At 74.3% G+C, this 22,363-nt stretch carries 13 protein-coding genes; 1 reads left to right on the top strand and 12 read right to left on the bottom strand.

What is annotated here, in order from left to right:
- The first annotated feature begins 122 nt into the window (after positions 1-122).
- Positions 123-1,127, top strand: coding sequence for a YbhN family protein (locus OG975_RS36565; RefSeq protein WP_406333672.1), 1,005 nt, complete (start codon positions 123-125; stop codon positions 1,125-1,127).
- 28 nt (positions 1,128-1,155) lie between these two features.
- On the opposite strand, the gene OG975_RS36560 is transcribed toward OG975_RS36565, so the two are convergent.
- From OG975_RS36560 to OG975_RS36505, 12 genes are all read right to left on the bottom strand, one after another.
- On the bottom strand, positions 1,156-2,931 hold the full coding sequence (locus tag OG975_RS36560; RefSeq protein ID WP_406333671.1) for a 2-isopropylmalate synthase: 1,776 nt from the start codon (positions 2,929-2,931) through the stop codon (positions 1,156-1,158).
- A 79-nt stretch (positions 2,932-3,010) separates the two neighbouring features.
- Positions 3,011-5,491 carry a non-ribosomal peptide synthetase gene (locus OG975_RS36555; RefSeq protein WP_406333670.1) on the bottom strand — a complete coding sequence of 827 codons (2,481 nt, stop codon included), beginning with the start codon at positions 5,489-5,491 and terminating at the stop codon, positions 3,011-3,013.
- Entirely contained in the window at positions 5,488-6,882 is a 1,395-nt protein-coding gene (gene glyA, locus OG975_RS36550; protein ID WP_406336624.1) for a serine hydroxymethyltransferase, read from the bottom strand. The genes OG975_RS36555 and glyA overlap by 4 nt, the downstream gene beginning before the upstream one ends.
- A 107-nt stretch (positions 6,883-6,989) precedes the next feature.
- Positions 6,990-7,676, bottom strand: a complete 687-nt coding sequence (locus OG975_RS36545; protein ID WP_406333668.1) for a thioesterase II family protein — start codon at positions 7,674-7,676, stop codon at positions 6,990-6,992.
- Positions 7,673-9,058 carry a condensation domain-containing protein gene (locus OG975_RS36540; protein WP_406333666.1) on the bottom strand — a complete coding sequence of 462 codons (1,386 nt, stop codon included), beginning with the start codon at positions 9,056-9,058 and terminating at the stop codon, positions 7,673-7,675. Before OG975_RS36540 ends, OG975_RS36545 begins: the two co-directional genes overlap by 4 nt.
- 4 nt (positions 9,059-9,062) lie before the next feature.
- Complete coding sequence (locus tag OG975_RS36535) at positions 9,063-9,917, bottom strand: SDR family oxidoreductase (RefSeq protein WP_406333665.1); 855 nt, start codon at positions 9,915-9,917, stop codon at positions 9,063-9,065.
- Positions 9,914-11,308, bottom strand: coding sequence for an MFS transporter (locus OG975_RS36530; protein ID WP_406333664.1), 1,395 nt, complete (start codon positions 11,306-11,308; stop codon positions 9,914-9,916). Before OG975_RS36530 ends, OG975_RS36535 begins: the two co-directional genes overlap by 4 nt.
- Positions 11,305-14,433: a condensation domain-containing protein gene (locus OG975_RS36525; protein ID WP_406333663.1), complete on the bottom strand. Its 3,129-nt coding sequence runs from the start codon at positions 14,431-14,433 to the stop codon at positions 11,305-11,307. Before OG975_RS36525 ends, OG975_RS36530 begins: the two co-directional genes overlap by 4 nt.
- A complete protein-coding gene (locus tag OG975_RS36520) occupies positions 14,430-15,587 on the bottom strand; it encodes a MupA/Atu3671 family FMN-dependent luciferase-like monooxygenase (protein ID WP_406333662.1) in 1,158 nt (385 codons plus the stop codon). The genes OG975_RS36525 and OG975_RS36520 overlap by 4 nt, the downstream gene beginning before the upstream one ends.
- A complete protein-coding gene (locus tag OG975_RS36515) occupies positions 15,580-18,717 on the bottom strand; it encodes a type I polyketide synthase (RefSeq protein WP_406333661.1) in 3,138 nt (1,045 codons plus the stop codon). The genes OG975_RS36520 and OG975_RS36515 overlap by 8 nt, the downstream gene beginning before the upstream one ends.
- Complete coding sequence (locus tag OG975_RS36510) at positions 18,714-21,944, bottom strand: non-ribosomal peptide synthetase (protein WP_406333660.1); 3,231 nt, start codon at positions 21,942-21,944, stop codon at positions 18,714-18,716. Before OG975_RS36510 ends, OG975_RS36515 begins: the two co-directional genes overlap by 4 nt.
- A complete protein-coding gene (locus OG975_RS36505; RefSeq protein WP_406333659.1) occupies positions 21,937-22,209 on the bottom strand; it encodes a phosphopantetheine-binding protein in 273 nt (90 codons plus the stop codon). The genes OG975_RS36510 and OG975_RS36505 overlap by 8 nt, the downstream gene beginning before the upstream one ends.
- Positions 22,210-22,363: the final 154 nt, after the last annotated feature.

Genomic DNA, 22,363 nt, shown 5'->3' with positions numbered 1-22,363 from the left:
GCCAGGGCCGTGGGCCGGCCGAGTCGCCCACCCGCTGGTGCGGCCTCCACTGCCGGACACCGTGGCGTCACACCGGGCGGGAACGCTTCCAGCGTCCCCACCGCGGAAGGACGACGTGCGCCGTGTCCCTGCTCCCGCTCGACGATCTCCCCACCGCGCCCCCCATCGCGCTCTCCTCCCCCTCCTCCCCCACGGTCGTACGCCTCGCCCGCCCGGCGCTGACCCTGCTCCCGCTCGTGCTGATCGGCGCGTGGGCGGCGGTCGACTGGCCCTCTGTACGCGACGGCGCCGCCCGGCTGGCCGCCGCCGACCCCTGGTGGCTGCTGGCCGGGATCCTGTTCACCGGCCTGGGCTGGGTGGCCGCCGCGTGCGCCCGGCAGGGGGCCCTGCCGGAAAGGCTGCCGCCGGGGCCGCTGCTCGCGTCGCAGTTCGCCGCCGGTGCCGCGAACCACGTACTCCCGGCGAGCATCGGCGCCCATGCCGTCACCCTGCGCTTCCTGCAGAGCCGCGGCGTGCCCCTGGCGCGGGCCACCGCCTCGCTCGCCCTGTACTCGCTGGTCAAGCCGCTGGCGAAGACACTGGTGCTCATCGTCTTCCTCGTGGCCTTCCCGGACATGCTGCGGCTCGGCGAACTCGTCCCTGAACAGTGGACGTTGCTCCTGGCCGCCGGGGGCGTGCTGCTCGGTCCCGCCACCGTGTCCCTGCTCCTGGCGGTCGTACGTCCGCTGCGTGGCCCGGCCCTCGGCCTCGTCCGCACCGCGCTGACGGACGCACGGCTCCTGCACACCCGCCCCAGCCGCGTCCTCGCGCTCTGGGGCGGTGCTGCCGCCGGCCCCCTGCTCCAGGGGAGTGTGATCGCCTCGGTCGGGTTCTCGCTCGGGCTGCCGCTCTCCTGGGCGCAGGTGGTCCTCGCACTGCTCCTCGCCAGTACCGCCGTCGGGGCCGTGCCCGCGCCGGGCGGGATCGGCCCCGTGGACGCGGCACTGGTGTTCACCATGGCCGCGTTCGGCGCACCGATGGACCTGGCCACGGCGACCGTCGTCGGCTACCGCGTCCTCACGGTCTGGGTGCCCCTGCTGCCGGGCACGCTGATGCTCGCGGCCCTCGTCCATCGCAAGGTGCTGTGAGCCGGCATCTGCTCCGGGTGAACCGCGCTCAGGTATGGGCGCGGTTCACCGCCGAGTTGACGGCGGACAGGTGGGCCTCCTCCTCCGTGTCGGCCAGGGCGGCGCCGTACCAGGCGGTGCCGTCGAGGGTGATCCGCACGTAGGCGGCGTACCTGGCGCCGGCGCCGACCGGGTGCCAGTGCGTCTCGGTGACCTCGACCGTCAGGCCCGCGCCGGCGAGAGCGGCCGCGTACGCGCTCGGCACCTCGGGGCCGGAGCCCGTCAGCCGCGTGGCCCTCCCGGCGGCGTGCGCGACCAGGGCGTCCACGGTGACCCCGGGACCACGGGAGATCTCGAACTCCTTGAGAAGCACGGCCGGCTGGGCGCAGTCGAGGTACATCCGCGCGAAGACGGCGCGCAGGTCGGCCGGGGTGAGTTCGGTGCCGTCGCCGTCGGCGATGCGCTGCACCTCGCGCGCGAGTTCCACGCGCATCCCGCGGGGCAGGTCGAGGCCGTACGCCGTCTTGAGGAGGTGGGCCACCCCGCCCTTGCCGGACTGACTGTTGACCCGGACCACCGATTCGTAGCTGCGGCCGATGTCCTTGGGGTCGATGGGGAGATACGGAACGTTCCACGGCACGGCCCGCGCATCGCCCGTCTCGGCGATCCGGCGGTCGGTCGCGGCCAGACCCTTGGCGATGGCGTCCTGGTGGGTGCCGGAGAAGGCGGTGTGCACGAGGTCGCCGCCGTACGGGTGGCGCGGGGGGACGGGGAGCCGCGTCGCGTACTCGGCCGTGCGGCGGATCCCGTCGAGGTCGGAGAGGTCCAGCTGCGGGTCGACGCCCTGGCTGAAGAGGTTGAGGGCCAGCGTCACCAGGCAGACGTTGCCGGTGCGTTCGCCGTTGCCGAAGAGGGTGCCCTCGATGCGGTCGGCGCCGGCGAGGACGGCCAGCTCCGCCGAGGCCACCGCCGTACCGCGGTCGTTGTGCGGGTGCACCGACAGGATGATCCCGTCGCGGCGGTCGAGGTTGCGGTGCATCCACTCGATCTGGTCCGCGAAGACGTTCGGCGAGTCGGTCTCGACCGTCGTCGGCAGGTTCAGGGTGACGGGCCGCTCCGGGCTCGCGTCCCAGAGCGAGGTGACGGCGTCGGAGATGCCCAGCGCGAACTCCGGCTCGGTGACGTTGAACGTCTCCGGGGAGTACTGGAAACGCAGTTGGGTCCCCTTGGCGGCGTCCGCCCTGCGGGCCACGCGCTCGGCCGAGTCCAGCGCCATCCGCCGTACCTCGTCCTGGGTCATGCCGAACACGACGTCGCGCCACAGACAGGCGGTCGCGTGGCACAGGTGCACCATCGCGCGGTCCGCGCCCTCGATGGACTCGAAGGTACGGTCGATGAGTTCGGGGCGGGCCGGCGTGAAGACGGAGATCGTCACGTCGTCGGGGATGCGGTCCTGCTCGATCAGCGTGCGGACGAACGAGAACTCGGCGTCGCCGGCCGAGGGATAGCCGACCTCGATGTCCTTGAACCCCATGCGTACGAGGAGGTCGAACATCCGGCTCTTGCGCTCGACGTCCATGGGGCTGCTCAGCGCCTGGTTCCCGTCGCGCAGGTCGACCGACGCCCACAGCGGCGCTTTGACCAGCGAATTCGACGGCCAGGTACGGCCGGTGGGGTCGGCCTGTGGACGGGCGGGCCGCGCGTACCGCCCGTAGGGCATGGCGGAGCCGCGCTGGGCGTTCCACCACGGCTGGTCCGCGCGGCGCGGACCGAGGGGGGTCCTGAGCCCGGGAACGGTGTGGGGCGACGGTGGCGCTTCGGTCATGTTCCTGCCCTCTCGGTCTGGGTGTGCGGGGTCGGGTGACCGGTCACCGCGGTCACCGGGTACGGCGGACGGGCACCGGTCAGGGGCCGGCCGGAGTGCGTCCGCGGGCGGTGAGGTGGGCGGCCAGGGCGCGGACCGTGGAGTACTTGTAGAGCTCGGCCCAGCGCAGCTCCGGATCGATGCCGGGCAGGCACCGCTGGGCCGACATCGAGTCGCCGCCCAGGGCGAAGAAGTCGGAGTCCCGGCCGACCGGCCCCGTCCGCAGGGTCTCCTGCCACACCGCCGCGATCCGCTGCTCCCATGCGCCGACCGGGAGTTGAGCGGGTTCGGGAGCCCCCGGGAGATCCGCCGCGGGCAGCTCGGGGGCGAGGGCGGTCAGGGCCTTGCGGTCCAGCTTTCCGTTGGCGTTCAGCGGCATCGCGTCCAGGACCCGTACGGATCCCGGCACCATGAACGCCGGGAGCAGCTGGGCCAGATGGGCCCGGAGCTCTTCGGGGCGGGGCGCCTGTCCGGGGTGCGGGACGGCGTAGGCGACCAGCCGGGACCCGCCCGCGGCGGAGGTGACGGCGGCCGCGGCCGCGTCCTTCACCGCCTCGTGGTCGCGCAACACGGCCTCGATCTCGGTCAGTTCCACCCGCAGACCGTGGATCTTCACCTGGAAGTCCTTGCGGCCGAGGAGTTCGATCAGGCCGTCCGGCCGGTGCCGGGCCAGGTCACCGGTCCGGTACAGCCGGTCGCTCACGCCGTCGTACGACCAGTCGAGGAAGCGCTCACCGGTGAGTTCGGGCCGTTCCAGATAGCCGCGGGCCAGGCCGGTGCCCGCCAGGTGGAGTTCGCCCGCGACGCCGGGCGGTACGGGCTGGAGGAAGTCGTCGAGGATGTAGGTGCGCTGGTTGGCCATGGGACGGCCGTAGGGGATGCTCGTCCAGTCGGGGTCCGTCTTCTCCACCTCGTACACCGTGGAGTGGATCGAGGCCTCGGTGGCTCCGCCGAGCGCGATGAACCGCACATGGCCGGTGAACGCCCGGATGCGGTCGGGCAGCCGGACCGGGATCCAGTCGCCGCCGAGCATGATCAGACGCAGCCGGCCGAGCGGGCCGTGGCCGGTGCGCTCCAGATGGTCGGTGAGCAGTTCGAGGAGGGCGGGGGCGGAGTTCCAGACCGTGATGTCCCGTTCGACGAGCAGCCGGGCCCAGTGCGCGACGTCCTTGGCCCGCTCCGGCTCGGGGACGACGACGGTGCCGCCGGCCGCGGTGATGCCCAGGAACTCGTACACCGACATGTCGAAGCTCGGGGAGGACAGGGCGAGGACGCGGTCCTGATCGCCCACCGTGTAACGGGAGTTGAGGTCGGCCAGGTTGTTCACGACCCCGCGGTGGCGCAGGGCGATCGGCTTGGGCTGCCCGGTGGAACCGGAGGTGTGGATGATGTAGCAGAGGTTGTCCGGGCCCGCCGCCGGGACGGGATCGTGCGCGGGGTGCCGGGCCAGGGCGTCCGTGTCCGCGTCGAGGAGGACCAGCGGGCGGGGCGTCTGCGTAGCGGGCAGGGCGGCCGCCCGTACGGTGTCCGTGACCACGACGGCGCAGGACGTGCCGTCGAGCATGGTGGCCAGGCGCTTGGCCGGATAGTTCGGGTCGAGCGGGACGTACGCGCCGCCGGCCTTGAGGATGCCGAGCACACCGGTCAGCAGCGAGGCCGAGCGCTCCAGGCACAGTCCGACCCTGGTGTCGGGGCCGACGCCCGCCTCCCGCAGATGGTGCGCGAGCCGGTTCGCGGACGCGTTGATCTCGCCGTACGTCCACTGCCGTTCGCCCTGGATCAAGGCGACCGCCCCGGGCTCCCGGGCCGCCCGCTCCTCGAACGCGTCGTGCAGACACGCCTTGTCCTGCAGGGGGACGGCGGTGCGGTTCCACTCCACCAGGGTGTGGTGCGTCTGCTCGGCGGTGAGCAGACGCAGCAGGGCGACGAGGCGGTCGGGGGTGCGCGCGGCGTCCGTCGTCAGCGTCACGAGATGGTCGGCCAGGCGCTGGACCGTCTCCCGGTCGAAGAGCCGCTCGTCGTAGCGGAGTTCGGTGGTCCAGCCGTCCGACCGGGGGTGCACCGTGAGGTGGAGCTCGTGGGCGGGGGCTGGGGCGCCGGAAGATCCGGGCGCGTCGGTGCTGTCGGTGCCGTCGGTGATCCGGAGGCCCACCGGAGGCGTGCCCTCTTCCGGTGCGGCGGAGATCGTGACGCGGCCGGCGGCGAGGTCCCCGAGAGTAGGCCGGCCGGTGACCGCGAACCCGGCGAACTCCGGTTCCGTGCCGGGCCGTTCGAGGGCGAGGGCGATACGGTCCTGGCCGGTGAGCCGGTGCAGCAGCGCCGCGACACACGCGGTCAGCGCGTCCTGCGGGGAGACACCGGGCAGGGCCGGCGGCGCGGGCAGCTCGCCACGGAGCAGGGCGGAGGCGAGCGGTTCGTGCCCGGCGCGGCGCGGCCGGTCGGCGGGTACCAGGGCGGGGGGCCAGTTGTCCCTGGCGGCGGTGCGGGGTCCCTCCGTACGGGGCCACGTCTCGGGGGTCACAGGCGTGCTCCTGTCGGTGTCGCGAGGGTGCTCTCCGGGGGCGCGAGGGCGGCCTCGGCGAGCAGGTCGGCGTGCGGCGTCACCGGGGTGGCGGTGCCGGCCCGCGGCAGTGGGTGGCGGGCGCACAGGGCGCGGACCTCGGCGCGCAGCGTCGCGCGGGCGCGGGAGTCGATCCGGTACTCGGTGTCGCTCAGCGCGGTGGTGGCGGCGAGGGCCCGGTGCAGGAGCGCGGCGCACTCGCGCATCCGGTCCGGGCCGAGGCCGCGCTGGGCGAGGATGTTGGTGCCGAGCCGGATGCCGCTGGTGACCAGCGGCTTGCGGGTGTCCCCCGGGATCCGGTTGCGGTTGACGAGGATGCCGCACTCCTCCAGGGCGCGTTCCGCGATCACTCCGGTCAGGCCGGTGCTCCGCAGGTCGATCAGCACCATGTGGTTGTCGGTGCCCCCGGTCAGCACCCGGTGGCCGAGGCGGGACAGTTCCCCGGCGAGCGCGCCGGCGTCGGCCACGATGCGGCGCGTGGTCTCGGCGAACTCCGGCTGTGCCGCCAGCGCGAAGGCGCGGGCCTTGGCGGCGATCGACGCGGGGGCCGGGGTGCCCTGCGACCGCGGGAAGACGGCCCCCTGCATCAGCCGCGCGAGCGGTGTCCTTCCGTCGGGCCCGGGCGTCAGATGCTCGCGCCCGCTGAGGATCAGACCGCCGCGCGGTCCGCCGAGCTGCTTGTAGGTGCTCGTCGTGGTGATGTGCGCGAGGTCGACGGGGCTGGGGTGCTCGCCGGTGGCGACCAGGCCCGCGATGTGGGAGATGTCCGCGACGAGATAGGCCCCGACGGAGTCGGCGACGGCCCGGAACCGGGCGAAGTCCAGGACGCGCGGATAGGCGCTGGCGCCCGCGATCAGCACAGTGGGGCGGTGCTCCGCGGCGAGGTCCGCGAGGCGCGCGTAGTCGATGCGGCCGTGCGCGTCGAGACCGTAGGCGATCGCGCGGTAGTGCCGTCCGCTGACCGAGGCCGGGGAGCCGTGCGTGAGGTGCCCGCCCGCGTCGAGGTCCAGGCCGAGCAGGGTGTCGCCCGGGGACATGAGCGCGGCGAGCACCGCGAGGTTGGCGGAGGAGCACGAGTGCGGCTGGACGTTGGCGTACCGGGCCCCGAACAGCCGCTTGGCGCGCTCCACCGCGAGCCGCTCGACCCCGTCGAAGTTGCCCGCTCCGGGGTGGTAGCGGGCCCCCGGATACCCCTCGGCCGTCACGTTGGACAGGGCCGCCCCGCCGGCGGCGAGCACCGAGGGGTCGGCGATGCTCGCGGACGCGACCATCGCCAGAGTGGTGTTCTGGTCGTGCACCTCCGCGTCGAGGAACCCGGCGAGTTCGGGGTCCGTGTGGCGCAGGGCGGTCATCCCGGTCCGCAGGAGCGCGTCCTGGGCACCCCCAGCCTCCTGCACGTCCTGAGTGTTCTGGGCGTCCTGCGCCGACGCGGCGGCCGGCCGCGTGGTCGTCGTGGGGGTCACAGCTGCTCCTCGATGACGCGCCACAGCTCCGGCATGGCGTCCAGCAGATAGAGGTGACCGCCGGGCAGATGCAGGGCGGTGTACTCCTCGGTGGTGAAGGTCTTCCAGTCGTCCCACTCCTCGACGGGGGCGGCCACGGTGTCCGTGGTCCCGCGCAGCGCGGTGAGCGGCACCGGCAGCGGGTCGAGTCCGCTGGGCTCGTAGGTGCTCAGCAAGCGCGCGTCGGCGCGCAGCACGGGCAGCAACAGGGCACGCAGCTCGGGGTGGTTGAGCGCCTCGAAGCCCCGCTGTCCGTCCAGTTCCAGGCCGGCGACGGCTTCGTCGTCGTTGTCGCTGAGCGGGAGGTAGCCGCGGTGGCGCGGGCTGCGCGAGCCGCTGACGATCAGCCGCCGCGGCAACGGGCCCCCGGTGGCGAGCAGATGACGGACGGTCTCGTAGGCGAGGAGCGCGCCGAAGCTGTGCCCGAAGATCACGAACGGCTCTCCGGCCGCCGCCGCGACGATCCGCTCGGCGGTGCCCGCCGCGGCCTCGGCGAAGTCGTTCCAGCACGCCTTGGTGAACTCCTCCTCGCGGCCCGGGAGTTGAATGGGAACGGCGCGTGCGCGGTCCGAGGCCAGGGCCTTCCAGGGGCGGTACACCCCCGCTCCCGCTCCCGCGTACGGCAGACACATGACCTGTGTCATCGGACCTTCTCCTCAGTCGTCGGTGCGTTCGGGGCCGACGCGACGAGCCGGCGGGTGACGGCCGCCGCGAGGGCGGGCAGCCTGTCGGCCCAGACCCCGTCGGCCGGGGCTTGCAGAACGCCTTCGAGGCGGGCGCCCGGCAGCTCGTTGAGCTGGAACTGGATCTCCGCCTGGGCGCCCAGCGGGTACACGGGAACGGTGTGCATCCGTACCGGTCCCGCCGGATGGAGCGGCCGCTGCCAGCTCTCGTAGGCGAACAGGGCCTGGTGGAGCGGCATCCGGCGGCTCGGCCGCGTCCGGGTGGCGCGTACCGTCTCGTCGTACGGCAGCTCCATGTGCAGGACTCCGTCGGTGAACGTCTCCCACGCCCGGGGCAGCGCGCCGGGCGCGTCGAGGTTCCGCAGCCGCACCGGCAGCGTGGTGAGCAGACAGCCGATCTCGTCGGCCTGGTCCGGGGTGCGCAGGGAGACCGGCGTACCGACGCAGAAGTCGTCCGCGCCGCTGAGTTCGGCGAGCGCCTGCCCGTACGCGGTGAGCAGCACCGCGAACGGCGGGCAGGCGGCGCGCCGGGCGGCGTCCCGCACCGCGGGGCCGAGGCCGTCGGCGAACCGGACGCGATGCGTGCGGACCTCGGCACCGGCGAGTTCGCGCTGCGAGGGGCCGGGGCCTTCGACGGGCAGATCGGGTACGCCGTCGAGTGCGGCACGCCAGTAGGCGACGAGCTCTTCCCTGCGGGCGGCCGACGGCTCCGGCGGGGTGCCGTGCGACCGGGGCGGTGCGGGCGGCTCGGGCTCGCCCGCGACGGTCCGGGCGTAGGCACGGGCCAGGTCGGCCGTGAACACCTCGTGGGACAGGCCGTCGTACGCGATGTGGTGCGTCAGCACATAGAGCGTGGCGGCGGGCACGGTGGCGGTGGCCGTGGCGGTTGCATACGTGTCCGGGGCGCCGTCCGCCTCGGCCGCACCGGGGTCCGGGGCGAGCGCGAGGGCGAGATGGCGGCCGTGGTCCAGGTCGAGCAGGTCCGGGGCGGACAGTGCCCGCTCCGCGTCCCGGAAACCGGCGCCGGGAGCCAGCGGCAGCAGCGGCGGTTCGGCCGCCGCCGGGACGACCGTGCGCAGCAGCCGCCCGCCCTCGGCGGTGAACACCGAGCGCAGCGCGGGGTGGCGCGCGACGACCCGGCGGGCCGCCTCGGTCAGCGCCGCCCGGTCGAGCGGCCCTTCGACCCGTATCGCGCTGAGCACGCGCCAGGCGGGGGAACCCGGCGCGATCCGCTCGGCGAACCAGAACTGGCGCTCGGCCGGCGAGACCGGCCGCGGCTGCGACTGGGGCTCCGGCTGCTGGTACCGGTGCGGCTGCTGCTGCGAAGGGAGTTCGAGTCTCATCGCGTCACCGCACCGTGTATCCGGCGTCGACCGTCACGGTGGTGCCGGTGACATGGCGTGAGGCGTCGCTCGCCAGCCACAGGGCGGCGGCGGCCACGTCCTCGGGGTCGACGAGGGTGTGCATCGGCTGGTCCGCGGTGAACAGCGCCTCGTGCTCCTGGGCGGGGATGTCCAGGGCGCGCGCCACCTCGGAGAGCATCCGGCCGTCCATCGCGGGCTCGTCGCGGATGTTGCCCGGGCAGACCGCGTTGACCCGCACCCGGTGGGAGGCGTAGTCGAGCGCGCTCGCCTTGGTCAGACCGACGAGTCCGTGCTTGGCCGCGACGTACCCGGCGAAGTTGCGGTAGCCGACGAGGCCGGCGGTGGAGGCGATGTTCACGATCGATCCCTGGCGCCGCTCCACCATGGCGGGCGCGAACACCTTGGTCGTGCGCCAGGCCCCGCTCAGGTCGATGTCGAGCATCAACTGCCAGTCCTCCTCGGCCGTTTCGTGCACCGGCCGCCCGGAGGGCGCGACCACGCCCGCGTTGTTGACCAGCAGGTCCGGCGGACCGAAGCGGGCGGTCGCCGTCTCCCGCAGCCGGGTCAGCGCGTCGAGGTCCCGTACGTCGACGGCCGCGGTCAGGACGGCGGCGCCGAGCTTGCCGCACTGCTCGGCGGTGTACGCGAGCTGGCTCTCGGTGCCCAGCGGGTACGGGACCCCGGGGATGTCGGCGCCCGTGTCGAGCAGGACCAAGTCGGCGCCCTCGGCCGCGAAGGCGAGCGCGCAGGCACGTCCGGCCCCGCGGGCGGCTCCGGTGATCACCGCGGTGCGCCCTTCGAGGCGGCCGGTGGGCGGGGCGGGGTGCAGCGGGGTCATCGGGTACGCACCTTTCCCGGGCCGGTGTCCGAGGCCCGGTCCCTCTCAACGGGGCGGTCGGCGGAGGCAGTTGACGTGAGCATCACGGCTCCGTCGGCCTCCTCGGCCGCGCGGGGCCCGTCGGCGGCCGGCCGGACGTCCATGTCCTTGAGTGCGGGCCGGCGCCAGCTCGCCGCGATCAGGACCAGGTAGACGAGGGCGAAGCACAGCATCGGGACACGCAGCCCGGCCAGGTCCACCAGCCAGCCCGCGGTCAGAACGCCGAGCGGGGCCGAGGTGAGGGCCATGGCCCCGGTGAGGCCGAAGACCCGGCCGCGCAGCTCCTCGGGGACGCGTTCGAGCATGACGGTCGACAGCATCGGGTTGAGGGGCCCGCCGGCCACACCGGTGAGGAAACAGATCACCGTGACGCCGACGGCGCCGGGCTGGAGTACGAGCAGCAGCCGCAGCACCGCGACCATCGCGAAGCAGCCGAAGAGGGTGTAGCGGCGGCTGGAGAGGAAGGTCCTGCTGGCGGGCCCGTACAGGAAGGTGCCCACGATCGAGCCGATGCCGACCGCCCCGAGGAACCACCCCATGGCCGCGCTGCTGTGCAGCACGTCCTGCGCGTACACCGGCAGGAACAGCGGGGTGAAGGCGTCGTCGAGGAAGTTGGTGACGACCACGAACGCGGTCATGGCGCCGATCACCGGCATCGTCCGGACCAGTGCCATGCCCTCCCGCAGCTGGCCGAAGAAGCCGAAGCCGCTCTGCGCGGAGCCCTTGTTGGCCTCGCCGCCGGGCACCGCGAACGTCACCAGGGCGGCGGCGATCAGGAAGGTGCCGGCGTCGACGTACATGCCGACGACGGAGTCGGTCGCGGCGACCAGCACACCCGCCAGCGGAGCTCCGGCCACCAGGCCGAGCCGGGGGGCGGCCTGGTACCAGGAGTTGACGCTCTCCAGGCGCGCGCCCGCGTTCTCGGTGACCGGTTTGAGCAGGGTCATCCGGGCCGCGGTCGCGGGTGTCGCCACTACGGTCCGCGCGAAGAGCAGGGCGAGCAGCAGCGGGATGGGCAGGCCCGTGGTCGCGTCGAGCAGTGGCACGAGCAGGACGAGCAGGCCCGCAGCCAGGTCCGACAGCACGCTCAGCCGGCGCCCGCCGAAGCGGTCGACGAGGACGCCGCCGACGGCCCCCGCGAAGATCAGCGGGACCGCGCCGATGAAGCCGGCGAGACCGGTGGTGGCGGTGGAGCCGGTGGTGTGCAGCACGTACAGCGGCACGGTCACCACGGTGATCGCGTTGCCGAACGCCGACAGGTACTGGGCCGTGAGGAGAGCGGCGAGCGGGCTTCGGCGCCCTGCCGGCGCGGTGCGGGCGCCGCTCGCCGTCGTACCGGGCGCCGCGCTCATCGCCGTACCCCCTGCCGGTCGCGGCGCTCGCGGCTGAGCCGCTCGAAGAGGCGTTCCATGGTCTCCTCCATCACTCCTGTCACTCCCGGGACACCGTCCGGATCCTGGGGCTGCTGCGGCGCGTTGAGCAGATCGCGCAGTTCTCGTGCCGCCAGCTCCGCGGTGGCGCGGACCGCCTCGGGGTCCACCGCGTCCGGGTTGTGGAGCCAGCGCAGGACCAGGGCGCCGTCGCGCAGCGCGATCGCCACGTCGACGTCCACCGGGCGTTCGACGTCCTCGTTGCCGGTCGCCGCGGTCTCCGTGGACCGGGTGAAGAGCCCGCCGGTTCCATTCGCCGGATCCGCCAGCTCGCCGACGTAGTTGACGATCACCCGGGGCTCGCCGAGCGCGGCGAACTCCTCGCGCAGCCGGGCGTCCGCGGCACAGCCGAGCAGCCCGAAGGTCTTGCCGGAGTCGGGCACGGCGCGCAGTGCGGCGGCGGTGGCCCGCAGGTCGTCCGCCGCGCTGCCGCCGGTGAGCGGCACCCGGAGGGGGAAGGGCGCCGAGTAGTAGCCGACGGCCCGGTCGGGGTCCCAGCCGGGCAGCGCGGTCAAGGGATCGCGGCCGAGGCCGATCAGCCAGTACGACGCCTGCTCGTCCGGGGCCCAGGGGCGCAGGGCGCGGGCGACGGCGGTCAGCGCCACGGCCTCCAGCGGCCCGTGCCACTCGGCCGGCAGCTCCACCTCCACCTCGAACTGCCGCTCGCCGCCGTACACGTTGGGCCCGTCGAGGCTCCAGCGGTAGGCGCCCGCTCCGGCCAGCTGGGCTCGCCAGTACGCGGCGTGCGGCGCGGGATCGAGGGCCCTGACGGCCGCCGCGTGCTCCGCGTAGCCCGCCTTCTCGCCGGTGAGCGGCTCGCCCCGGTAGGCCCGGGCCAGGTCCGCGATGACGATGCCCCACGACATCCCGTCGATGACGAGGTGGCTCGCGCCGAGCACCACACGGTCCGGGGCGCCGGACGCCCCGGGCAGATGGCTGACCGCGAACAGCACGCCGGCCGCCAGGTCGAAGTCCGCGCGCTGCGCGGCGACGACCCGCTCCGGGTAGGTTCCGGCGGGCTCGGCCGACCAGCGCCAGGCGTCGCCGGGCACGATGCGCGGTCCCAAGTCGCCGCTATCGGCGGTGAGTTGATAGGCGGTGGTGAGCGTCGGGTGGGCGCGCACCACCGCCTTCGCCGCGTCCCGCAGCCGGTCCGCGTCCAGCGGCCCGGCCGCCTCCAGGACGTAGCTGTGGGCGAAGGACTCCACCCGGTCCAGGCCCCGGCCGAGCAGCATCTCCTGCTCGGGGCCGAGCGGACCCGCCGCCGGCACCGGGCCGTCCTGCGGGGCTCCGGCGCGGCGGGCGCCGAGTGTCTCGGCGAGCCGGCCGAGCACCGGGTGGGTGAAGACGTCCTTGAGGGTGGCGGTGAACCCGGCCTCGCGGAGCCGGTGGGCGAGGCGCACGGCGAGCAGGGAGGTGCCGCCGGAGGTGAAGAAGACGTCCTCGGGGGCGGCCCGGTCCGTGCCGAGCACCTCGCACCAGGCGTCGGTGACCCGGCGCAGGTCCTCGCCCGCGGCCCGTCCGGGCTCCGCTCGCGGCCCCGCCTCGGCGGGCGGGGAGAGCAGCGAGACGGGGGGCTGCGCGGGCCGGGGAGCGGGCCTCCGCAGTGGTTCGTCGGGCCGCTCGGCGAACTGCTCGACGATCTGCAGCAGCCGCCCGGCGAGCGAGGCGACGGTGGCGCGGTCGAAGAGCGCCGTGCGGTACTCCATGCGCCCGTAGACCACGTCGCCCACCTGCCACCAGGCGGTGGTGAGGTCCATGGTGGAGACGCCCTCGGGCACGGCGTTGGCGTACACCTCGGCGCCGGGCAGCCCCAGGGCCTTGGAGTCGTCGATGTCGAGCTGCACCAGCATGGTCTGAAGCAGCGGATGCCGGGTGGCCGACCGGTCGGGCGCCACGGCTTGGACGATCTCCCCGAAGGGCACCTCACGGTGGTCGGCCACCGCTGCGGCGGCCGCGGCCGTGGCGGTGAGCACGTCGTCCGGGGTGGGGTTCTCGGGCAGCCGGATCCGCAGCGGGATGCTGGTGAGCAGGAACCCGATGAGCGGGGTGGTCTCCGGTTCGCCCCGGGTGGCGGCGGGGATGCCGACGACCAGGTCGCGCAGACCTGTCCGCTCGTACAGCAAGGCGGCGTACGCGGCCGTCATCGCGGTGGCCGGGGTGGTGCGGGCCGCGCGGGCGCGGGCGGCGAAGGCGAGGCCCACTTCCCGGTCGAGGATGAAGCCGTAGTGCTCCCCGGCGTGGTCGGCGGTGTCGGGACTGTGGTCGTAGGGCAGCGCGAGCCGCTCCGGCACCCCGTCCAGGAAGGTCCGCCAGAACTCCCGGTGACGCTCGCCGTGCGGGCCGGCGAAGCGTTCGCGCTGCCAGTGCGCCCAGTCGCCGAACTGCACGGGCAGCTCGGCCACTCGGGGTTCCCGGTCCTCGGACAGCGCCCGGTAGTGCTCCAGGAGTTCGTCGTTGAGGCGTACGTAGGACCACTGGTCGACGAAGGAGTGCGGCATCGTCTCGACGATCTGGTGGTCTCCCTCGGCGACCTTCGCCACGGCGAGCCGCAGGACGGGGTCACGGGCCAGGTCGAAGGGACGGCGCACCTGCCCAGCGATGAACTCCTGGCGGCGCCGCTCGATCCGCTCGTCGGAGTCCTGGGACGGGTCGGCGGCCGACAGGTCGGCGTAGCTGATCTCGGCCCGCCGGTCCTGGTGCACCCGCAGATAGGGCCTGCCGCCCTCGGACTCCGCGTTCGCGCGCAGCAGTTCGTGCCGGAGCACCACCGCGTCCGCGGCCCGGGTGAAGGTGTCCAGGTCGAACGCGCCGGCCACGCGCAGCCCGTACCCGAGGGTGTAGGTGGTGGTTCCGGGGTCCAACTGGTCGAGGATCCACAGGCGTTCCTGGTCCATGCCGAGCGGGAACCGGTCGCGGGGGCCCGGCCTGCGCCGCAGCTGCGGGCCGTCGCGCTCGGCGAGCCGGGCGGTGAGGGCGGCCCGCTGGGCGGGGCTGAGCCGGGCGAGCCGGCCGGCCAGGCGTGACTTGTCGACGGGCGCGCTCACGCGGACACCTCCGGGATCGGGGCCGGCCGGTCCGGCGCGGCGGTCGGAGCCGGTGCCGTGCGCAGGCCGAACAGTGCGGGCAGCGCGGCGAGGACATCGTCGGCGGGCAGGCCGAAGTCGACGAGGCAGCCCACCTCGTCCGCGCCCGCGGCAGCCAGCTCGGCGAGGACACCGCGGGCCTTGGCGGGGGAACCGAGCAGGGAAGGGCCGGTGAGGAAGTCCAGATAGGCGCTCTCCACGAGGACCTCGTCGTCCCCGCCGCCGGTCTGGTTGCGGAAGGACCGCAGATAGGCGTGCATCGCCGGGCGCAGGAAGTCCTCCAGGTCGTCCCGCTCACTGACGTACGCGTGGGCCATGACCACCACGTCGCCCTCGCCGGGGTGTCCGGCGTCCCGCCAGGCCTGCCGGTAGTGGGCGATGTTCTCGCGCAGCGCGGTCATCGTCTGGCCGAGCAGCGCGGTCATCACGCCGTACCCGGCCCGGGCCGCGTCGGTGAAGGTGCGCCTCGTGCCGGTCGCGGTGAGCCAGACAGGCAGCTCGGCCGTGACCGGGCGGGGACGGGTGCGGATCTGCGGGGTGGTGCCCGCGGTGGAGGGGTAGGGCAGGGCGTCGCCGCGCCACAGGGCGCGGATCTCCTCGATGGACCGGAAGGTGGTCTCGCGCCGGTCGGCGTAGTCGGTGCGGGCCAGGACGAAGTCGTCCGGGTGCCAGCCGCTGGCGAAGGAGATCCCGGCCCGGCCGCCGGAGAGGCTGTCCACCAGCGCCCAGTCCTCGGCGACGCGCGCCGGGTGGTGCAGCGGTGCGGCCACACTGCCCGCCCGGATCCCGATGGAGCGGGTACGGGCGGCCACCGCGGCGGCGAGCACCGCCGGGTTGGGGGAGAAACCGCCGAAGTCGACGAAATGGCGTTCCGGCAGCCAGACCGCGTGCAGTCCCGCCTCGTCGGCGCGGGCGGCGGCCTCCAGGACGAACGGGTAGTACGCGGACGCGTCGGCGTGGTCGGCGCTCGCGAAGAAGTACAGGCTGTGGCGCAGCCGCGGGGGCGGCGCGGCGGCCGCCTCCGGCTGCCGTGTCTGCCGGGCCCGCAGGCCCGAGCTGAGCCTGCGGCGTTGTTCGGGGGTGAGCGCGCCGAGGCGCGCGGAGAGGTCACTCATCGTGCTGCCCGCTCTCTGCCTCTATCTCTTCCAGCAGCCGCAGCAGTTCGGCGTCGTCGCGCTGTGCGGCGAGTTCGTCGATCCGGGCGGTGAACCCGGCGAGCGACGAGTGCTCGTACAGGTCCTGAAGGCGCACCTCGACAAGCAGCGCGTCATTGACGACGCTGACCAGCTGGGCGGCGTGCAGGGAGGTGCCGCCGAGGTCGAAGAAGTTGTCCTCGGTGCGCAGGTGGGTGACGCCGAAGGCCTCCGCCCAGATGCGGCGGACGGCGTCGGCGGTGGTTTCCTCGGCGTCCGCGCCGGCGTCACCGGCCGGGAGGTCACCCGGACCGGCCGCTGTGTCCGGCGCCTGGTGCGTCACGTCCTTCGCGGACCAGGCCTGTGCGGAAGAGGCGTACGGATCCGGGGCGCCGCCCGCCGTGGGCTCGTCGGCCGGTGCCGCCACCCAGTGCCGGTCGTCGGCGAAGGGGTAGCCCGGCAGCGGGACGGCCTCGGCGGGCCGGGCCGGGGCGGGCAGCGGATACCCGGCGGTCCACAGCGCGGCGAGCGCGGCCCGCAGCTCCGCGCTCTCGTCGGCCGCGGCACCGCCCTGCGGGGCACGCCCGGCCGCGTCCACGACGAGCGGATCGCGTCCCGCGCCCCGGGCCGCCTGCCGTACGAGCGCGGTCAGGGCGTTCGCGCGGTGCAGCCCGAACACGGCGGCGGGACGGGCGTCGAGGAGGGCGGTGACCGCGTCGGCGAAGCGGACCGGGGAGTCCAACTGCCGTCCCCAGTACGCGGGATCGGTGGCCTCCTGGCCGGTGAGCGGGGTGCCGGTCAGACCGGAGAGGACGGGGACGGCCGGCGCCGACGCGGGGAGCGTGGCGACGAACTCCGTGAACTCCCGCGCTGCCCGGGCCATCATGCGCGAGTGGAAGGCGCGGGTCGCGGGCAGCCGGGTGGTGCGCACCCCGGCCTCGCGGCAGCGCTCCTCGAAGGCGGCGAGCGCCTCCTCGGGGCCTCCGCAGACCGTGTTGTCCGGCCCGTTGAGCAGGCAGACGTCCACGTCGAGTCCGGCCGAGAGCTCCACGGCCAGGCTCTCCCCGGCCCGTACGGCGGCCATCGCCCCCGGCTCCGCGGCGGCCATCAGGCGGCCCCTGCGGACGACGGCGGCGGCCGCGTCCTCGACGGTGAAGACACCGGCGTACGCGGCGGCGGTCAGCTCACCGACACTGTGCCCGAGCAGCAGGCCGGGGCGGATCCCCCGGCGTTCGAGCAGCCGCAGCCCGGACAGCCCGAGCACGAACAGCAGGGGCTGTACGACGGCGGTGTCGAGCAGCCTCGGGTCGCCGGCGGGCCAGTTCCGGGCGTCCCCCAGGTCCGGTCCGTCCGCCGCCCGCACCACGGAGGCGAGTTCGGCCAGGTCGGCCGCGAACTCGGGGTCCGCGTCCGCCAGTCGGGCCCCGGCTCCGGCGAGGTCGATGCCCTGGCCGGGCAGCACGACGCCGAGCAGCGGCTCCGGTTCGGCCCGGCGGCCGCCGCCCTCCTCGGCGAGCGCGGTGAGGGCGGAGCGCAGCCGCTGCCGGGCGGCGGAAGGATCGGCGGGCAGGGTGAGGGCCCAGCGCTCGGGCAGGACCCGGCGGTGGTGCCAGAGGGTTCCGGCGAGCACGTCGAGGGGAACCTCGGCCCCCGGACCGTCCAGCCACGCGGTCAGATCGCGCGCCTTGTGGCGCAGGGCCCGGGAATCGGCCGCGGAGAGCACGACGGTGGACGGGGTGACGTCGGCCGGGGCGCTCGCGGGGGCGGACTCCGGTGCCCGGGTGAGCAGGACATGGCAGTTGGTCCCGCCCAGACCGAACGAGCTCACCCCGGCGGTACGGGGCCGGTCGGCGGGCCAGGCCCGGGCGGTGCGGGGCAGTTCGAAGCGGGGCGACCCCAGGTCCGCGTCCGGGCCGTCGCCCGGCTGTGCGGGCGTCGGGGGCAGCACGCCCGCCTCCACCGCAAGGACAGCCTTGATCAGCCCGATGACTCCGGCGGCGGTGTCGCAGTGGCCGATGTTCGGCTTGACCGATCCCAGGGCGAGAGCGGGCTGTGCGGCCGACTGCCCGTACACCTCGGCGAGAGCGGACAGTTCGACCTGGTCGCCCAGCTGGGTGCCGGTGCCGTGGGTCTCGACGTAGCCCACGTCGCGCGGGTCGAGCCCGGCGGCGGCGAGCGCCTCGCGCAGCACCTCGGCCTGGCCGGTCGGGCTGGGCGCGGTCTGGCTCATCCGGTCGCCGCCGTCGTTGTTGACCGCGCTGCCCAGGAGCAGGGCGCGGGCCCGCTCGCCGGTGTCCGGCAGGTCGGCCGCGCGGCGCAGGACCACGACGCCCGCACCGCTGGACGGCACGGTGCCCGCGCTGCCCCGGGTGAAGGCGCGGCAGCGGCCGTCGGGCGAGGTGATGCCGCCCTCGGTGTACTCGTACGCGGGGTCCTGGCTGGTGTGGACCGTGGCACCGCCCGCGATCGCGATGTCGCACTCGTAGGTGAGCAGGCTGCGGATGGCCTGGTGGACGGCGACCAGGGAGGTCGAACAGGCCGTCTGCACGGTGATGCTGGGGCCGGTCAGGCCGAGCCGGTACGACAGGCCGGTGGCGAGGAAGTCCCGGGAGTTGCCGAGGGCGAGCTGCTCGGGCCCGAGGGCGCGTACGGTCTTCTCGTCCTTGAGCACGTGGTCGCGGAAGTAGGCGTCGGTGCCGCTGCCCACGAACACGCCCACCCGGTCGGCGGTGCGCGTCGTGTCGATGCCCGCGTCCTCCAGGGCGTGCCAGGCCAGTTCGGTCAGCACGCGGTGCTGGGGGTCGGTGGCGGCGGCCTGGGCGGGCAGCATCCCGAACAGCTCGGCGTCGAAACGGTCGTACCGGTCGATCTGGCCCGCGCGCGTCGGCGGCTTCCCCGGAGCACCTGAGCCGGCGGAGTCCGTGCCATCGGAGTCCGTGCCGGCGGCGGCCGGCAGGCTGACCGTGCCGGCGACCAGGGACGCCCAGAACTCCTGCGGCTGCGAACTCCCAGGCACCCGCAGGGACATGCCCACGACGGCGACGGCGTGGTCCGCGGCGCCGGAGCCGGGGCCAGTGCCGTCCGCGTCGTTCACGGTGTGCTGCTCGCTCACGCTTCCTCCTGGGGGTGGCGCCCGGCGGGGGGCGGACCGATGACGGCCGCGAGTCGGCGCGGGGTCGGGTTGCGGAAAATGTCCTTGAGCTGGGAGCCGGTGAAGCCCGTCGAGCGCTGCAGGGCGTTGAGCCGCACGGCGAGCAGCGAATTGCCGCCCATCTCGAAGAAGTTGTCGTCCACGCCCACCGGGACGCCGAGCAACTGCTGCCACACCTCGCACAGTTGATGCGCGGTGTCCGGCGCGTCCGCCGTGCCCCCGGCCCGGGGTGCGGACTGGGCCGATGGTGCGGCGCGACCTGACGGTTCCCCGGCCGGCGGGGCGGGCGCCTGCAAGAGCGAGGGGACGGGCAGCCGGGCCGCGTCGAGTTTTCCGTTGGCGGTCAGCGGCAGCGCGGGCACCACGGTGAGCGTGGCGGGCAGGACGTGCGCGGGCAGCCGCTCGGCGAGCCACTGCCGGATCTCCGCCGTGTCCGCCCGCTGTTCCGGGGTGACCAGATAGGCGTCGATCCGTGCGGCGGCCGCGTCGTGCGCGTCGCGGACGACGGCCGCGGCCGCCGTGACGGCGGGATGGGCGAGCAACGTGCCGCGGATCTCGCCGAGTTCGATGCGGTGGCCGCGGATCTTCACCTGGTCGTCGAGACGCCCCAGATGCTCCAGCTCCCCGTCGGGCAGCAGCCGGCCCCGGTCCCCCGAGCGGTAGAGCAGCTCGTCGGGCCGCTCGGCGAGCCGTCCCCGGACGAAGCGCCCTTCGGTCAGTTCCGGGCGGTTGAGGTACCCGGCGGCCACACCGGCACCGCTGACATGGATCTCCCCGGGAACGCCGGGGGCGGCCGGGCGGCCCTCCTCGTCCAGGACGTACAGCCGCCAGCCCGGCAGCGCCCGGCCCACCGAGCGCGTTCCGTTCAGCGCGTCGGCCCGGGTGAGGGTGCGCCAGGTGCAGTGCACGGTGGTCTCGGTGATGCCGTACATGTTCACCGCCCGGCAGACACGCTCCGGGTAGCGGTCGAACCACGGAAGCAGCAGCGCGGGTTCCAGCGGCTCACCGCCGAAGATCAACAGCCGTACGGACAGCGGGACTTCGGCACTCTCGTCGGCGGCGAGGAGCTGTGCGAAGGCGGAGGGGGTCTGGTTGAGCACCGTGACCCGCTCACGGGCGAGCAGGGCGTGGAACCGCTCGGGGTCGCGGGCGCTCCAGTGCGGTACGACGACCAGCCGTCCGCCGGTCAGCAGGCAGCCCCAGATCTCCCAGACCGAGAAGTCGAAGGCGAAGGAGTGGAAGAAGGACCACGCGTCGCGCTCGTCGAAGGCGAAGCCCTCGGGACCGGCGGTCGCGGCCAGCAGCGCGGTGACGTTGCGGTGCCGCACCACCACGCCCTTGGGGGTGCCCGTCGAGCCCGAGGTGTGGATGACGTAGGCCGCGCGCTCCGGGTCGGCGGCGGGCAGCTCACGGCCCGGGCCCGTGGGGACGGCCGTGGGCGGAAGCAGCGTCAGGCCCGGCGGCAGCAGTGCGGGGTCGCGGTCGGTCACGGCCGTGGCGAGGCCGGTGTCCTCGGCGATGAAGGCCAGCCGGTCCTGGGGATAGCCGGGGTCCAGCGGAACATAGGCGGCACCGGCCTTCAGTACGGCGAGCAGCGCCACGACGAGGTCGAGGCCGCGCTCCAGGCAGACGCCCACCCGGTCGCCGGGCCGCACGTTCCGCTCGGCGAGCGCGAGGGCGAGCGCGGTGGAGCGTTCGTCGAGCTCCTGGTAGGTCAGCCGTTCGTCCTCGCAGACGACCGCGGTGCGGTCGGGCAGCCGGGCGGCCCGGGCGGCGAACAGCGTGGGCAGATCGGCCGCGGGGGCGGTGAAGGGGTTCGCCGAGGGCGCGCCGACCGTCTGCTCGGGCGCACCGGTGGGCCCCTCGGCGGTCAGCAGGCGGGCGCGGGCGGCGGGCGGTAGGACGGAGAGTTCGCCGAGCGGGGTGTGCGGTTGTCCGACCATGGCGGTGAGCGTGGCCTCCAGTTGGCGGCAGAACTGTTCGGCCGCTCCGGCGTCGACCCGGTCGTGCCGGTACCGCAGCAGCCCGCGCACCTCCCCGCCCAGGTCCTGGCGGAGATAGAGGGCGAGCGGGAACTGGGCCGGGCCGAAGCCGGGGTCCGGGAGCGGGTGGGCGGTGAGGTCCGGTGCGGTGATCTCCGGCAGGGTCCGGCAGGGGACCACGACCAGGGACAGTCCGGCGCGGTCGGTGGCGGGCAGCACGGACGACAGCGGCAGATCGGCGTCGCGGTACGCGTCGAGGCAGCGGCGGTGCGCGCGGCGCAGCCAGTCGGCGACGGACAGCTCGTCCGCGAGATCCAGCGGGACCGGCACGGTGGCGTTGAAGTAGCCGACGGTGGAGGCGTGCCGCGGAGTGCGCCGTGACACGGCCGCCCCGAGCACCGGGCGGGTGGTGCCGCTGTTGCGGCCGAGGACCAGGGCCGCGGCGGCGGTCAGCAGGGAGTGCTGGGTGATGCCCAGCTCGGCGGCGAGCTTGGCCGCACCCTCCCAGGTCTCCTCCGGGACGCGCAGGCCCACGGCCTCGTCGGGCGCCGTGCCGGTGGGGGCCGGTCCGCCGGCCGGGGTGCGGGCCCAGTCGAGCGAGCAGGACACCCCGCCCACCAGCTCGGCGCGCAGGGCGGCGGCCCGTTCCTCGCGGGCGGGCGGCAGCTCGTGCCGGCCGTCGGCCCACTCGGCGAAGGACTGGACCGCGGCGGCCTCCTCGCCGGCCAGCAGCCACTGGGCGATGAGTGCCATGGACGTCTCGTCCACCACCAAGTGGTGCGCGGTCAGGACGAGATCGGCGGTACGGGGGGTGTAGCGGACCAGGACGGCATGGAGCAGGGGACCGCGCTCCAGGTCGAACGGGCGCAGCACCTCGCGCCGCAGCCGGGCGCGGGCGAGCGGGCCTTCGGGGTCGACCGGGGCCGTCATCGTGTGGAGTTGCGGAGCCCGCCGCGCGGGGGCGAACAGCAGGGCACCGTCCCGTTCCACGACCCGGGAGGCGAGCAGCGGATGGGCGGTGAGCAGCCGTGCGAACCGGCCGCGCAGCAGCTCCTCGTCGAGGGCGCCGTCGACACGGTGGACGAGCGAGGAGTTGTACGTGGCGGGGAACTCGGCCTGCTGGTCGGCGGCGTAGAGATCGGCCTGGCCGGGGGTCAGCCGGTGCGTGGCCCCGTTTTCCTGGTCTCCCTGGTGCCGCTCAGCCATGGCGGACGGCGCGGACGGCGCCCTGGAGCGCGGCGGCGTCCGGCGCTTCCAGGATGTCCAGATAGTCGATCTCCTCGCCGGTCAGCTCGAAGAGCTGATGGGCGAGAAGCACCGCCTTGAAGGAGTCGCCGCCGTTCTCGATGAACCCCTGGGAGATATCGGCATCCGGCCCGAGAGACTCGTACCACAGGTCCAGAATTCTCTGGGAGAGATCCTGTTCGGCGGATACCTCAGGAGAATCGACGGACGTCCGCTCTTCCGGCATAAGTGCTCACCCATCCCGCTTGTGCGCTCTTTTTGAATTCGGCGAATCGCAGTGGACCGAGCAGGAGCATGGCGACCGGAATCGACCAGCGTCAACGCCTCTTCCTGGGAGTTTGGAGATCCGTTTACTTTTCTGGATGTTATTCACACATAGT

The sequence above is a fragment of the Streptomyces sp. NBC_00203 genome, assembly GCF_045206325.1.
Lineage (GTDB): Bacteria > Actinomycetota > Actinomycetes > Streptomycetales > Streptomycetaceae > Streptomyces > Streptomyces lutosisoli.
Note: the sequence above shows the minus strand (reverse complement) of the source record. Positions and strands in the feature narration are given on the sequence as shown.